This window comes from Pseudomonadota bacterium (assembly GCA_039028155.1).
Lineage (GTDB): Bacteria > Pseudomonadota > Alphaproteobacteria > SP197 > SP197 > JANQGO01.
The window spans coordinates 47,456-61,422 of sequence record JBCCIS010000003.1; the positions used below are offsets into that span (position 1 = coordinate 47,456).

General features: G+C 62.7%; 17 protein-coding genes. 12 read left to right on the forward strand and 5 right to left on the reverse strand.

Annotation, left to right across the window (positions count from 1 at the left end; translation table 11 throughout):
• Positions 1-12: 12 nt before the first annotated feature.
• The 4 genes from AAF563_02450 to AAF563_02465 all read left to right on the forward strand — a co-directional run bounded on the left by AAF563_02450 (position 13) and on the right by AAF563_02465 (position 4,862).
• A complete protein-coding gene (locus AAF563_02450; GenBank protein ID MEM7120108.1) occupies positions 13-837 on the forward strand; it encodes a glucose 1-dehydrogenase in 825 nt (274 codons plus the stop codon).
• 141 nt (positions 838-978) lie between these two features.
• The gene (locus tag AAF563_02455; protein MEM7120109.1) at positions 979-2,850 is read left to right on the forward strand and encodes a CoA-binding protein; all 1,872 of its coding nucleotides are present in this window, start codon (positions 979-981) and stop codon (positions 2,848-2,850) included.
• Positions 2,851-3,113: 263 nt separating this feature from the next.
• The gene (locus AAF563_02460) at positions 3,114-4,022 is read left to right on the forward strand and encodes a TraB/GumN family protein (GenBank protein ID MEM7120110.1); all 909 of its coding nucleotides are present in this window, start codon (positions 3,114-3,116) and stop codon (positions 4,020-4,022) included.
• Between the two features lie 78 nt (positions 4,023-4,100).
• The gene (locus AAF563_02465) at positions 4,101-4,862 is read left to right on the forward strand and encodes a nuclear transport factor 2 family protein (GenBank protein ID MEM7120111.1); all 762 of its coding nucleotides are present in this window, start codon (positions 4,101-4,103) and stop codon (positions 4,860-4,862) included.
• A gap of 9 nt (positions 4,863-4,871) precedes the next feature.
• Here AAF563_02465 and AAF563_02470 read toward each other — a convergent pair whose 3' ends face one another.
• Both AAF563_02470 and AAF563_02475 read right to left on the reverse strand, forming a co-directional pair.
• On the reverse strand, positions 4,872-5,087 hold the full coding sequence (locus AAF563_02470; GenBank protein ID MEM7120112.1) for a hypothetical protein: 216 nt from the start codon (positions 5,085-5,087) through the stop codon (positions 4,872-4,874).
• Entirely contained in the window at positions 5,084-5,269 is a 186-nt protein-coding gene (locus AAF563_02475) for a hypothetical protein (GenBank protein ID MEM7120113.1), read from the reverse strand. Before AAF563_02475 ends, AAF563_02470 begins: the two co-directional genes overlap by 4 nt.
• A 96-nt stretch (positions 5,270-5,365) precedes the next feature.
• On the opposite strand from AAF563_02475, the gene AAF563_02480 reads away from it, so the two are divergent.
• Entirely contained in the window at positions 5,366-5,737 is a 372-nt protein-coding gene (locus AAF563_02480; GenBank protein MEM7120114.1) for a metalloregulator ArsR/SmtB family transcription factor, read from the forward strand.
• Complete coding sequence (locus tag AAF563_02485) at positions 5,730-6,233, forward strand: SRPBCC domain-containing protein (protein ID MEM7120115.1); 504 nt, start codon at positions 5,730-5,732, stop codon at positions 6,231-6,233. The genes AAF563_02480 and AAF563_02485 overlap by 8 nt, the downstream gene beginning before the upstream one ends.
• Before the next feature lie 92 nt (positions 6,234-6,325).
• On the opposite strand, the gene AAF563_02490 is transcribed toward AAF563_02485, so the two are convergent.
• Together AAF563_02490 and AAF563_02495 are read right to left on the reverse strand one after the other, a co-directional pair.
• Positions 6,326-6,553, reverse strand: a complete 228-nt coding sequence (locus AAF563_02490) for a hypothetical protein (GenBank protein MEM7120116.1) — start codon at positions 6,551-6,553, stop codon at positions 6,326-6,328.
• The gene (locus tag AAF563_02495; protein ID MEM7120117.1) at positions 6,550-6,735 is read right to left on the reverse strand and encodes a hypothetical protein; all 186 of its coding nucleotides are present in this window, start codon (positions 6,733-6,735) and stop codon (positions 6,550-6,552) included. The genes AAF563_02490 and AAF563_02495 overlap by 4 nt, the downstream gene beginning before the upstream one ends.
• Before the next feature lie 174 nt (positions 6,736-6,909).
• On the opposite strand from AAF563_02495, the gene AAF563_02500 reads away from it, so the two are divergent.
• On the forward strand, positions 6,910-7,251 hold the full coding sequence (locus AAF563_02500) for a cupin domain-containing protein (protein ID MEM7120118.1): 342 nt from the start codon (positions 6,910-6,912) through the stop codon (positions 7,249-7,251).
• A gap of 41 nt (positions 7,252-7,292) precedes the next feature.
• Here the strand turns inward: AAF563_02500 and AAF563_02505 are convergent, their stop codons facing one another.
• Entirely contained in the window at positions 7,293-8,084 is a 792-nt protein-coding gene (locus tag AAF563_02505) for a prepilin peptidase (GenBank protein MEM7120119.1), read from the reverse strand.
• A 103-nt stretch (positions 8,085-8,187) separates the two neighbouring features.
• Between AAF563_02505 and AAF563_02510 the strand changes: the two genes are divergently transcribed.
• The 5 genes from AAF563_02510 to AAF563_02530 all read left to right on the forward strand — a co-directional run bounded on the left by AAF563_02510 (position 8,188) and on the right by AAF563_02530 (position 13,633).
• Positions 8,188-9,924 carry a type II and III secretion system protein gene (locus AAF563_02510; GenBank protein ID MEM7120120.1) on the forward strand — a complete coding sequence of 579 codons (1,737 nt, stop codon included), beginning with the start codon at positions 8,188-8,190 and terminating at the stop codon, positions 9,922-9,924.
• A 91-nt stretch (positions 9,925-10,015) separates the two neighbouring features.
• On the forward strand, positions 10,016-10,783 hold the full coding sequence (locus tag AAF563_02515) for a hypothetical protein (GenBank protein MEM7120121.1): 768 nt from the start codon (positions 10,016-10,018) through the stop codon (positions 10,781-10,783).
• Positions 10,783-11,514: a hypothetical protein gene (locus AAF563_02520; GenBank protein MEM7120122.1), complete on the forward strand. Its 732-nt coding sequence runs from the start codon at positions 10,783-10,785 to the stop codon at positions 11,512-11,514. Before AAF563_02515 ends, AAF563_02520 begins: the two co-directional genes overlap by 1 nt.
• Positions 11,511-12,611 carry an AraC family transcriptional regulator gene (locus AAF563_02525; GenBank protein ID MEM7120123.1) on the forward strand — a complete coding sequence of 367 codons (1,101 nt, stop codon included), beginning with the start codon at positions 11,511-11,513 and terminating at the stop codon, positions 12,609-12,611. Before AAF563_02520 ends, AAF563_02525 begins: the two co-directional genes overlap by 4 nt.
• 359 nt (positions 12,612-12,970) lie before the next feature.
• On the forward strand, positions 12,971-13,633 hold the full coding sequence (locus AAF563_02530) for a type II secretion system protein (GenBank protein ID MEM7120124.1): 663 nt from the start codon (positions 12,971-12,973) through the stop codon (positions 13,631-13,633).
• Positions 13,634-13,967 lie beyond the last annotated feature (334 nt).

Here is a 13,967-nt window from a genome sequence, read left to right on the forward strand (position 1 = left end):
GGACCGCAGACCATGTTCTCATTCGAAGGCAAATGCGCCGTCGTGACCGGTGCGGGCCGCGGCATCGGCCGACAGATCGCGCTCAATCTCGCCGAGCTTGGTGCTGATCTGGTCCTTGCCTCACGCACCGAAGGCGAAATCCAGACGGTCGCCGGCGAGATCGAAGCGATGGGGCGGCGCGCCTGGCCGATCATCGCTGACATGGGCGACCTTGATCAGGCGCTTGGTCTTGTCGACCAGGCCATCGACGCCATGGGCGCCATCGATGTCTGGATTAACAACGCCGGTGGCGGGAGCAGCGTCAAGGGCGGTGTCGGTCCGATCGAGGAGGCGACCGTCGAAGGATTCGACGCGATCTACCAGCTCAATGTCCGCGTTCCATTCTTCTGCGCGCGCAAGACGGCTGACCACATGGCAACGCGCGGTGGCGGCGCCGTGTTGAACATCGTCTCGATTGACGGTGTCTTCGCCGCGCCCGGTGAAGGCGTCTATGGATCGGCGAAGGCCGCTTTGATCAGCCTGACCGAAACCATGGCAATCGAATACGGCCGACACAACGTGCGCTTCAACGCGATCGCACCGGCGCTGATCGACACCAAGCTGGTCGAGCGCCACCTGAGATCCGACGAGGATCGCCAGACCCGTGCCTCGTTCTACCCGCTCAACCGGGTCGGCAAACCGCAAGACATCGCCGCTGCGGCGATCTACTTCTGCTCCGACGAAGCCGGTTGGACATCCGGCCAGACCCTGGTCGTTGCCGGCGGCAATCAGGCGACCAGCGATCTCTTCTTGTGGGTTCGCAAGCACAACCCGGTGCCGGAGAGCAGGAGGATGTAGCCGGATCCCATCGCGGCCGATGATTTTGGATGCGGCGAGGGCCGTGAACCTGCTATGGGGCGCGGACAGCATCATCTGTCGCCTCACTAGACAGCATCGCGCCCCGGGCGCCCGAACCACACCTTGCCAGGGATCACGCCCATGACCGGACATCGTCTCGACCCCCTGTTGACGCCGCGCTCGATCGCGCTGGTCGGCGCCTCCGACCGGGCCGGCACGGTCGGCCACGGCATGGTGGCGGGCCTCAAGGACGCCGGGTTCGCCGGACCGCTTTACGCGGTTAACCCCAAGTATGACGAGGTTCAGGGCGTCCCCTGTTTTGCGTCGCTCACCGACCTGCCGGAACCTGTCGACCTCGCGGTGCTCGGCGTCAACTCGATCCGCATCGAACAGCAGATGGCCGACGCCATCGCGCTTGGCGCGCGCGCCTGTGCCATCTTCGACAGCTGTTATCTGGATGACGAAACCGATCGCGGCCTCCTGAAACGACTGCGCGCCATGGCGGCCGAGGCCGACATGCCAGTCTGCGGCGGCAACGGCATGGGTTACCTCAACATGGATGCCTGGCTGCCGGTCACGATCTATAACGCGGTGCCCAAGATGAAACGCGGCGGCAATGTCGCCTTCATCACCCATTCCGGCACCGTGTTTTCGGAGATCGGACTCAACGATCCCCGTTACGCCTGCAACCTCATCGTCTCGTGCGGGCAAGAGATCAATGGCACCATGGCCGATTACATCGACTATGCGCTTGCCCTGCCCTCGACCCGTGTCATCGCGCTCTTCATGGAAACCGCGCGCGATCCCGGCGCCATGACGTCCGCGCTCGACAAGGCGCGCAAGCAGGGCGTACCCATCGTTGCGATGAAAGTCGGGCGTACAGACCTGGCATCCGCCTACGCGGTCGTTCACTCCGGCGCCATCACCGGCGACGACAACGTCTATCAGGCGCTGTTCGACCGCTATGACGTCATGCGCGTCGACACCATGGACGACATGGCCAACCTCTTGACCCTGCTCTCGAACCCGCGCGATGTCGCCGATGGCGGTCTTTCCTGTGTGCTCGATTCCGGCGGCGAACGCGAGATGCTGGTTGATCTGGCAGACAGCTCAGGCACGCCGTTGACCGCGTTGTCGCCGGCGACACAAGAGGCGTTGCGCCCGCGCCTGAACCATGCGCTGGAGCCGGTCAACCCGCTGGACGCCTGGGGCACCGCCGACAACTACGAGGAAGATTTCGAGGAGTATCTCGCGCTGATGGCGGGCGACGACGGTACCGGCATGGTCGTCTTCTGCGGTGACATGACGTGGAGCCCGAACGTCAAGGAGGGCTATCCCAAGGCCCTGGTCGAGGCGACCAAGCGCACCGACAAACCGGTCGGCGTTCTCATCAACATGCCGACCTCCGGCTTCATGGAGGTCGGTCTGGAGATGGCCGAGGCTGGCCTCGTCGTTTTGTCGGGCACAAAATCGGGCCTGACCGCCATCCGCCACGCGATGACGTGGCGCGATCGCGACATGTTGTCCCCTGACATTGGTGTTGTGTCGGCCGACCCGGCCGCCATTGACCGTTGGCGCGAACGCTTCGCCGCAGGCACACCGTCCAACGACGACGCGCTCGCCCTCGTGGCGGACTTCGGTATCGCGTCTTCTGCCGATGCCGCGTCAGCCGGCGGGCATCCGCCGCTGGTCTTCTTGATGATCCGCGATGACCAGTTCGGTCCCGTCGTCACGCTCGCCTTCGATGGCGCCCTGGGCGACGCCGACAACGACCGCCGTTATGTCATGGCGCCCATCGGTCCGGATGCGGCGGGGCGGCTGATCGACAGCGTGCGCCTGCGTTCACTTCTGGGCGAGGACGACGCTGACGTGGGCGCTTTGGCCCAGGCTCTCAGCCGTTTTTCCGTTCTCGTCGCGGCGCTCGGCGAGAGCTTGGACCGCCTCGAGGCCGGGAATGTCATTGCTTCTCCCAATGGCTCGACGGTTGGCCGCGCCAGCCTTTCGCTTCGATGATCCCAGCAAGCGCCTGAGTCCGCGCGATATCTTCGGTTCCCAGGCCGCTTGTGGCGGGGTCAAACATCACTACAATAAATCCGGGGTCGGGGCGCGTTCCGATAACCTACACGCGAAGCCGCAGACAACTCCGCGACGGAGGTTGCGTGTCCCGGCCCTACGCAGGGGCCTGACGCCATTGTGAGGGCCGACACTGGCAAAGCGCCAGTTCCCATCGCATGTATAGAGCCAGACGTTCTTGAATGGACTGCCGGGACCGAACGATGACCCGCACGGCACGATACGTCACGCGCGAGCTCAGCGCCCTTTTGCTTTTGGTTGTCACATCGCCGCTCGCCTTGGCCGAAACGAACTTCGACCGCGGCCTTCTGTGGCGTGTCGAGCGCGAGGGCCTGCCGCCCAGCTTCGTCTTCGGCACCGTGCACGTCACCGACGAACGTGTCTTGGACGTGCCCAAGCCCGTGACCGGCGCGCTCGCCCAAAGCAAGACCGCGGTCTTTGAGCTGATTGTGACGCCGGAGCTGCAAGCCGAACTGGCCGGCGCCATGATGTTCACCGACGGCACGTCCTTGAAGCAGCTTACCGGTGAGGAACTGTTCGCAACGACCAGCGATGTCGCTGCCACCTACGGCCTGATCCCTTCCGTCTTGAACCTGATCAAACCCTGGGCGCTGATCGCCATGTTCAGCGCGCCGCCGGAGGAGACCCAGCGCCAGGCGCTCGGCCATCCCATGCTCGATGCCTGGCTGCAGGACGAGGCGCGGCGCCAGAACAAGAAGCTCTTGGCGCTGGAAGAACCGCACGAACAGATCGCCGCGTTGGAAGGCTTGGAACTCGACCACCAGCTCGAACTGCTGCGCGCGACAGTCGAAAACAAAGCGGACGTCGACCGCATGTTCGCCAACACACTTGATCTCTATCTCGACCGTGACCTCGCCGGCCTTCAGCAACTGACCCAGGACGAAATGGCGGCGGGCGTCGGCAGTGACGTCCTCGATGACTTCAATCAGAACCTCATCATCAGCCGCAACGACACCATGGCCGAAAGGCTGTTGCCCCTGATGAAGGACGGCGGTGTGTTCGTCGCCGTCGGCGCGCTGCACCTGCCCGGCGACAACGGCCTTTTGAACCAGTTGGCCGACGCCGGCTACGACGTCACGGTCGTCTACTAGGCTCTTCCCCCGTAAACTCGACAACCCGGGCGCCACGGCGCCATGGGCACATGGTCGATTACGCGGGGACAGCCTTCGATGCCGAACAGAAAAGACCAGATCCGCGCGCTGTTGAAGAGTATCGAGACCGGCGACCCCGGGCCTATCGCCGTCGTCAATCAGGAACGCTACATCCAGCATAACCCGCAGACCCATAAGGGCAGCGAGGGTCTGGAGGTGCTCTTCGAGCGCCTGTCGAAGACCTCGCCGCGCGTCAACGTCGTGCGCGCGTTCGAAGACGGCGACTTCGTTTTCGGCCACACCGAGTATGACTTCTCACGCTCGAACATCGGTTTCGAAGTGTTCCGGTTCGACGGTGACCGCGTCGTCGAGCACTGGGACAACATCCAACAGCGCCAGGGCCCGAACCCGTCGGGCCGCACCATGGTCGACGGCGTGATTGAGTCGACTGACCGTGAGTTGACGGAGACGAACCGCGAGATCGCGCGCGCCTTTGTCGATGAGGTTCTCGTGCATCGCCAGTTGGACACGCTGGAGAGCTACGTCAACGACGGATGTCTCATCCAACACGACCCGCACCTTGCCGACGGCGCCGAGGCGCTTCGTGCTGCACTTGAAACACGGTCGGAGACGGGTTTCGCGATCCAGTACGACCGCATCCATCGCGTCCTTGCCGAAGGCAGTTTTGTCCTGACCGTCAGCGAAGGATTCCGGAACGGCGTGCACACCTCATTCTACAATCTCGTGCGCATCGAAGACGGCAAAGTCGTCGAACACTGGAACACCGTCGAGGCGATCCCGCCACGCAGCGCGTGGAAGAACGACAACGGCAAGTTCTGAACGACAGCTCTAGTCGAACGACTCCAGGTCCTCCGGCGTGGTTTCCATGGACGGCCAGCGCCAAAACGCCGCGACCCAGAACAGCACGATGTTGGCGATAGGCACGTAGGCCAGCAGTCCCCACAACGGCGAGCGGCCCATCTTCTTCAATACCCAGAAGAACGGCAGGAAGAGGATGAGCCAAAACATCAGCGTCCAATGGAGGATCGAGAGGACACCCATCATGCGACCTCCCGCCGCCACGGCCGGTTCGCCAGAAGCAACAGCGCGATCGGCAGGCCGATGATCGGTAGCAGCACGAAAAGGCTGAACGCCCATGAGGCGCCCGAACGCGCAAACATGATCGCGATCGGAATGCCAAACAGCACGTAGATGCTGATCATGTGAACAATCAGGAACAGCGACATCGCCTCACCTCCCTGGGGGGCACAAGTGTCGCGTCGAGGGCGCGCGGCTGTCCAGTCGGCTTGACACTCTATGCGACAATATATAACATATACGTTATGGAACTATCTCGTTATGAACAGGCACCGGCCAACCTGGACGCCGTGTTCTCAGCACTCGCCGATCCGACGCGCCGCGCCATCCTGACCCGGCTGGCCGACGGTCAGGCCTCGGTCAACGAGATCGCGGCGCCGTTTTCCATGAGCCAGCCTGCCGTCTCGCGCCACCTGAAAGTCCTGGAACGGGCCGGCTTGATCGAGCGCGATATCGACCAACAGCGCCGTCCGGCCCGCCTGAAGGCCGAGACCATGGCGGACGCCGTGGCGTGGCTGGAGCGTTTCCGTGCGTTCTGGGGCGCCAGTTTCGATCAACTCGACGACCTTCTGACCGATATGAAACGCAGCCATCAGAAAGACGAGGACCATGCCTGACACAGCCACGTACGTTTTCGACCGCATGTTCGACGCGCCGCGCGCCATGGTCTGGCGCACCTGGACCGACCCCGAGCTTCTGGCCCGCTGGTACGGCCCGGGCGTCGAAACAATCATTCACGGGTTCGACCTGAAGCCCGGTGGCGCATGGCTTAACGAGATGCGCTGGGGCGACAAATCCGACCGCAGCAAGATGGTGTTTCAGGAGGTCGTGCCCGAGGAGAAGCTGGTCTGGCACCACTCATCGACCGACGCCGATTGGAACATCGTCACCAATCCCATGATGGCCGACTGGCCGCGCGTGCTGCTGACCACAGTGACGTTTGAAGACCAGGGCGCCCAGACCAAGGTCCGCCTGACCATGGTGCCGCTCGACGCCACCGAGGCAGAGATCGCCTGTTTCGCCGGCGCCATGGCCGGCATGGACAAGGGCTGGGGCAGCGGCGCCGACATTCTCGACACGATGCTCGCCGAACTTCAGGCAGCGGCCTCTTAAGCGCCACCGCCAGAACGAACATGACCGACGCACCTGGAGAGTGCGCCGGTCATGGATCTCAATGTCGACCCGGACGACGACCGGGCGATGCGCTAATCGAACTCGAGCGCGGTGTACTGGTAGCCGTCGACCGACGGCCAGCGCCAGAAGGCGAAGACCCAGTACATAACGACGTTGACGAGGGGCACAAACAGCAGAACGCCCCACCACGGTGTGCGGCCCATCTTCTTCAAGACCCAGAAGAAGGGCAGAACGGGCAGCACAATAATGATCAACGCGACGACGATGAGCATGCCGCCAGCCATTGCGTCCGGAGTCATGCTCGCCTCCCGCGCGGTTCCCAGTCAGAGACCGCCAAAATCACGGCGGCAATCGGCAAGCCAATATAGGGAATGAGAACCAGCAGGCTCCATGCCCAGGTTTTGCCAATTCGGTTAAACATCACGGCAACGGGTATGCCGATCAGCAGATAGCCGAATATGGAAAAAATGATCGTTTCCATAGATATCCCCAATCACCCTTGGAAGCGGCGATTATCGCGGCTGATGGCCAAAACTGTCGTGTGACGCCCACTACATCCGTGCCTTTTGGGACTCTTTCGCGCTAGAGACCGTCGACAGGGCAGTTTTCGGCCTTCACGATACCAAAATAGCCCAAATCCGGAGGGATCAGCGCCATGACCCAGCCTCTACGCTCCATCGTTAACGTTTATGACGACACGTTTGGCCCCTATGACATGGAGGGGCCCGTGCAGGACGACATGAGTGTGTTGCTGGGCAGCTACAGCAACGACAGCAAGCGCGGGATCTACGTCATGCGGATGCAACCGGGCGCGGAAACCATCGCCCACACCCACGGCTGCACCGAGGAGTTTCTGATCCTGGAGGGCGAGCTGATCGAGAGTGACGGCACCGTCCTAAAGCGCGGCGACCTCGTGACCTACGCCCCCGGCAGCCACCACAACTCCCGCACCGAAACCGGCTGTCTCCTGATCGGCTTCGATTGGGATCGTGCTTAGGTCGTAGACCGCTAGCGCGGGTAGCTGCACCAGCCCACGCGCTAGATAACCACCGGGAACAGCAGGCAGAGGTAACAGGAAAGCGCCAGGGCGGGCCCGAAGGGAAAGACGCGGCCACGCCCGGCACCGCGCCAGAGAAGCGCCAGGACGATGCCGGCCAGGCCGCCCAACACGAGAAACGCCGGGATCAGCGGCAAGCCGATCCATAAGCCCGCCACCGCCATCAGCTTGACGTCGCCGAGGCCCAGGCCCTCGCGAGCGCGGAACCGGCGGTAGACCCAGCGCAACGCCATACCAGCGCCGCCCAGGACAAGTGCCGCGGCAAGGCCCATGGCGCCCGCGCCAATTGGATCGCCCAGCGCCACCCACCAACCCGGCGCCAGAACGACGGCCGCGATCTGCAGGGGATCCGGCAGGTAGCCGTGCTCCAGGTCGATCACCGCCATCATGATCAGGATAAGACCGAGCGCCGCCAGCATGGGGAACGCGGGTACGAGACCATAATCGAGCCAAGCGGCCAGAAAGGCGATCGCCGTCGTGATCTCGATGGCGATATAGCGCAGGCCGATCGCCGCGCCGCAGTGGCGGCAGTGACCGCGCGACGACAACCAGGACAAAACCGGAACAAGATCCCGGACCGAAAGCGGCGCCCCACAGGACGAACATCGTGAACGCTGTTCACGAAAGCTCTCGCCGCGCGGCAGCCGATGGGTCAACATGGTTGCGAAACTGCCAAAAACTAGCCCTAAAAGGGTAATCAATACCCCTTCCGAGAGTGCCCCGAGCACGGTCATCGCTCGGCCGTATGGCTGGCCGGCGTGGCGAAAATGCATCGCCCGACAACAGAAAGAATCAAGAGTCCCAACGGTTTGGTTCCAAATCCTTAAGTTCTAATGTATATGGAATCGGTAACGGATTGTATTGGGGTTCGGGGTGGTGTCGTTCAGAACGGATACCTACACCAAGTCACTGCCGCGCGCACGGTTGGCGCTGGCGGCGATCGCGGTTGCGTCGCTTCTGATCGCCTCGTGCGACAAACCGCTGGGCGACTTTCACGATCCCGAAGCCGGCCTCACCAAGGCCGATTACGAAGACATTATTGGCACCTCGGCGACCCCGCCGGACGCCAGCGGCGCGTTGGCGCCGGAAGCGCCGCCGATCCCGGATCTGATGCCGGCCCTGGCCGTACCGGTGCCAGCGACGGGTCCGGAAAGCCGGCTCGTCTCGATCTCCGTCGTCGACACGGTGCCGATCCGCGACGTGCTGATCGAGCTGGCCCGCGCCGCCGAGGTCGACCTGGAACTCGATCCCGCGATCGAAGGCGGCATCATCTTCAGTGCCCAGAACCGACCGTTCATCGAGGTCATCGACCGCATCTCGGCCATGGCCAACCTGCGCTACGAATACAAGGGCGGTATCCTGAGGATCGAGATCGACCGGCCCTATCACGCGACCTACAAGGTCGAGCATCTGGCCGCCGCGCGCAGCGCAACGAGTTCGGTCGATATCTTCACCGACGTCTTCTCCTCGGTCGGCGACAACGCGATCAGCAACGGCTCTGCCGCCCGCATCGAGCAGGTCACAGAGAACGACTTCTATGGCGAACTGGCGACCAACGTGCGCCAGATCCTGACCAATTCCTCGCCAGCCGAAGAAATCGAGGAAATCCAGCTTGCTTCGGTCCAACCGACCCTGGACGGCGAGGGCGAGGAAGTGACCGACGCGGTCGCCGAGCCGGTCGAGGACTTCTCCATCAATCGCCAAAGCGGGCTGCTCTCCGTCTTCGCGACCCAGCGCCAGCACCGCCTGGTGCAGGACTACCTGCGCGAGCTGATCATCCGCTCGTCGTCCCAGATCGTGGTCGAGGCCAAGGTGTTGGAAGTCCAGCTGAGCGATCAGTTCCGCAGCGGCGTCGACTGGAGCGTGGTGGTCGGCATGCTGGGCGGCCAGGCGGGTTTCCTGTTGAACACCGGCCTTGCCAACATCCCCAACAATTCGCCGGATCTGGCTCAACTCAGCTTTGTTGGCGGCGATGTCGACGCGGTCGTCAACCTGATCAGCGAGTTCGGCACCACGCGCACGCTCGCCAATCCGCGCCTATCGATCACCAACAACGAGCCGGCGGTTCTGAAGGTCGCCCAGAACCAGGTCTATTTCACCCTGGAGTTCGAAACCAACACGACCCAGGGCGTCGTGACCGAGACGGTCGAAAGCACGGTCAACACGGTGCCGATCGGTCTGGTCATGCTGGTGCAGCCGTCGATCGATCTGGACACCGACCGCGTGACGCTGAGTTTGCGCCCGACACTGTCCAACATTGTCGAATTCGTTGACGATCCCGCGGTCTCGATCGAATCCAACAACACGGTTGTCTCGCAGGTCCCGGTGGTCGAGGTACGCGAGTTCGACTCCATCGTCACGGCGCGATCGGGCGAGGTCATCATCCTGGGCGGCCTGATGCAGGAGACCGCGCAGAACAACGAGGCCGGCCTGCCCGGCTTCCAGGACATCCCGTGGGTCGGCAACGCCTTCAAGTCGAATGACGACGATCGCGAGGTCCGCGAACTCGTCATCTTCCTGCGCGCGACCATCGTGCCCCAGCCGGTGCCGGCGCCTGCGGATATCGATCTCTACAACACCTTCGCCATCGACCCGCGACCGCTCACATTCTAGGATCGCGGCCGTTCGTCGGCGGACTTGTCTGGGGTTGGGCAAGCGGCGGGTTTAGGGCGCTCGGGTTAAAGGGGAAGTTGGGTCTTAAGCCTTGGTTACGACGTTCCGCTATATCGTGCTGACAGCCGTGCGCGACCGGTTGCTGATCGGTGTGGCGGTCGCGCTCGTCTTGGCGGCCCTGCTTGGCGCTTTCCTGGGCGACGCGACGGCGCTGGAACAGGGCCAGATGTCGCTGGCCTATGCCGGTTTCATGACGCGGCTGATCCTGGCCATGGGCCTGATCCTTTTTGTCTGTTTTCACGTGCAGCGCAGCTACGATAACCGCGAAATCGATCTTATGCTGTCGCGGCCGATCTCGCGTGCCCAGTTCGTCATCATCTACTGGCTCGGCTTTTCCGGCGTCGCTGTGCTGCTGGCGCTGCTCGCGACCGTCGTGCTGCCGATTGCCGCGTTGCCACAAGGCGCCGGCCTTCTTCTGTGGATGATCAGCCTGATGTTGGAGTCCCTGCTGGTCGTCGCGGTCAGCCTCTTCTTCGCGCTGACGCTGAAGAGCGCGGTCGCCTCGGTGATGGCGAGTTTCGGTTTCTATCTCCTGGCGCGCATGACCGGCCTGTTGGTCAACATCGCCGAGGCCGACTGGTCCATCTTGCAAGAGACCACGCTCGGCGCGTTCATCGGCTATGCCGTCTATGTGTTCGGCTTCATCATGCCGCGGCTCGACCTGTTCGGCCAGACCTGGTGGCTCAACTATGGCATGCCGGCCGAGCTGCCGGCCGGCCTGATTGTCGCGCAGGCGGCGATCTATACGGCGCTGCTGCTGGCCGCGACGATTTTCGACTTCCGGCGGCGGCGGTTCTGATGGCCGGCCAACGCCTGACGCTCGCCCTCATCGCGCTGCTGCTGGCCGCGCAGGTGGCGCTCGCGACCCAGACCATCGCGCGCCACGACATCGACGACACGCTCGCCATGCCGCCACCACGCGAGGTCGCGAGCGTGCTTGCGCTGGGCGACGACCAGTTCTTTTTCCGTCATGGCGTCTTGGAGATCACCCATGCCGGCGTCGCCGACGGCGACACCATCTATCTGCGCGATTTCGACTATGACGTGCTGGTCGCCTGGCTGTTCCTGCTCGACGAGCTCGACCCGCGTTCCGGCGCCGTGCCCTTCTTGGCGGCCTACTGGTATGGCCGCACGCCAGTGGTCGCCGATGCCGCCTTGATCGTCGACTATCTGGAAGCCCGCGCGCTCGCCGACCCGGAAACCGGTTGGCGGTGGCTGGTCGAGGCGGTTTATCTGGCGCGCTACCGGCTTAACGATCTTGACCGCGCGCTGGCGCTCGCCGAGCTCGCGGCCGACGGCAAAATCGAGAATGCGCCGTTCTACGTGCAGCATCTGCCGGCCTTCATCCAGCTCGATCTCGGCGAACGCGACGCCGCGCTCGTGCTGCTGCGCGCGCTCTTGGAAGAGAACCCAGATCTGCCGGAAGACGAGCTCAATCTGTTATTCTTCATGATCGACCGGATCGAACGCGACGGGGGTGACGGCATGACCGAGCCCGGCGCCGCATCCGGCGAAACGGACGGAACATGAACGACATTACACTCTCGCTCTCGCAGATCCTGCAGCTCGTCGGCGTGGTGCAATGCGTTTACGTCATCGCGCTGACGCTGGTCCGCACCGACGATTACCGTTTCGCCGCCCTGCCGGTCATGCTGTTCGCCGCGATCGCCGTCGGTTTCGGCGTCCAGCTATTGATGACCTTGACGGAGATCGGCGAAAGCCCGTTCTTGAACGGCGTCTATCTGTTCGTAGAAACGGCGGTGCCGCCCTTGATGTACCTGATGGTCATCGAGTTGGCGAAGCGGCGCATTCCCGCCTCGCCCCATTGGCTGATCCTGGGCCTGCCGCTGCTGGCGGTGCCGGCGATCAATGTCGCCGTCCAGGCCGAGACCATCTGCCTGGGCGCCGATGGCAGCTTCTGCGTCGAGCCCTACCCGATGTTCTCGCTGTTCCGGGTTATCGCCGGCGTCGCCATTCTGCTGTTGCTGGTCGCGGTGATCTCGCGCGATCTCAAGTCGCTCCTGACCCAGAGCATGGGCAAGGAGAAGTACTGGATCGTCATCGCGTTGATCGGCGCCATCATCTCGTTGCTGGCGGTGAACCTGTTGAGCGCCTTCGAGGTGCTGAACGAGAGCGAGGCGGTGTTCGTCACGACCGTCCTGGAACTGACGCTGATCTACCTGCTGATCTCATCCCTGTTCCGGGTCTATGGCGGCGCCGTCACGATCCGCACCAGCCGTGACAAGGGGCGTGACGGCGAGCGTGAACCGCTCAACGACGAGGAAATCAAGCTGGTCGAGCGCATCAACGAGCTGATGACCCTGGACAAGGTCTATCAGGAGGCCTCCTACAGCCGCAAAGATCTGGCCCAGGAGCTCGCCATCGCCGAACACCAGCTGTCGCGGATCATCAACACCGGCTTCGCCATGAGCTTCAGCGACCTCATCAACAACCATCGGGTCGAGGAAGCGAAGTACCTGCTGCGCACCACCGACGAGCCGGTCAGCTCGATCGCCTTTGATGTCGGCTTCAACAGCCTGGCCTCGTTCAACCGCGTGTTTCGCAAGGTGACCGATCAGACGCCGACCGCGTTTCGCCAGAACGGCGGCGAGGCGCCGAGCCAATAGCCCGTTTCGGCTGTCGGACCCCGCCGCCGGCCTACCCTGTCGATCGTAGTAGAATCTTCGGTTCTTCCCCTAAGGTCTTGATTCAATATCGAATCTTGTGCGCTGCAGCATGAGTTTTCAGCGACTGGCAGGGTCAGTTTAGAGCTAGAACTCCTCAATCTGTAAATCTGACACCGCACAACGCCAGATAGCGAAGACCCCCCAAAGGATTAGCCCTAAAGAGTAGGTTCGAGGAGAACGAGAGCGTTGCGTCTGTGCCGTTTTGGGACAGTCGCAAGTCGAGCAAGGCGCGATCGACTTCGTATCACAGTGAAACAGCCGGCAAGCCGGCACAGAGACCAACGCGAGGATCCGAAACCATGCAGGGTAACGTGGGTAACGACAGACACAGCTCCGAACGCGGCTTTACGCTGGTCGAGCTTTCCATCGTTCTTGTCATCATCGGGCTTTTGATCGGCGCCGTCCTGAAGGGCCAGGAGTTGATCGAAAGCGCGCGGCTGAAGTCGCTGATGACGCAGATGAACAGCTACAAGACGGCGACCCAGATCTTCAAGGATCGTTATGGCTCGCTGCCCGGCGATTTCGACGAGGCGACGACCGTGCTGAACGCCTCGGCCAACGGCGACGGCGACGGCCTGATCGACGGCAACGGTGGCAACGGCGAAGGCCCGCTGTTTTTCGAGCATTTGGTTCGCGCTGAGCTGATCTCCGGTGTTTCGGTCAACGATCCCATCCCCGACAGCAAAGCCGGCAACGGCGAAGTCCAGGCCGACAACGACGACGTCAACCAGGGCTCGCAGGACACCAACTTCTTCCGCGCCGGCGGCCTGAACGGCGTCGCCAGCACCCGCGATATCCTGAGCGGCGCCCAGGCGGGCGAGCTGGACAACAATTTCGACGACGGCAGCGGTATCACGGGCGATATCCAGTCCGAGGGCGGCAATGACTGCCGCACCAATGCCGGCGTCCACAACTTCACCGATGGCGACGTCGCCTGCGTCTTCTTCGTGAAAATCGAATAGACCGCACGACCATGGCGGATGACGGGCCAGCCGGCCCGAGCTGATCACCGTTAGGGGGAAGCGCCGCGCGCTTCCCCCTAATCGTTTGAATCCGCTCTCCATCTAAGAATAGAGCAGATTCACCTGCCTTGAAGGCATCGCGTCGTGATGCGTTCAAGGCAGGATCTGCTCTTGCCGGCTGGCCCTTTCTTTTGCGCCGAAGACGCAGCTAGCAGGTTGCGCGGAGTCGCAAAAGAGTGCAGAATTACAAGCTGTTATCGGGGAGTCTGCGACTCAGACTCGAGATATCGGCGACAAGTCATTGAATGCCGAAAAACCGGGGTTGGGCGATCGC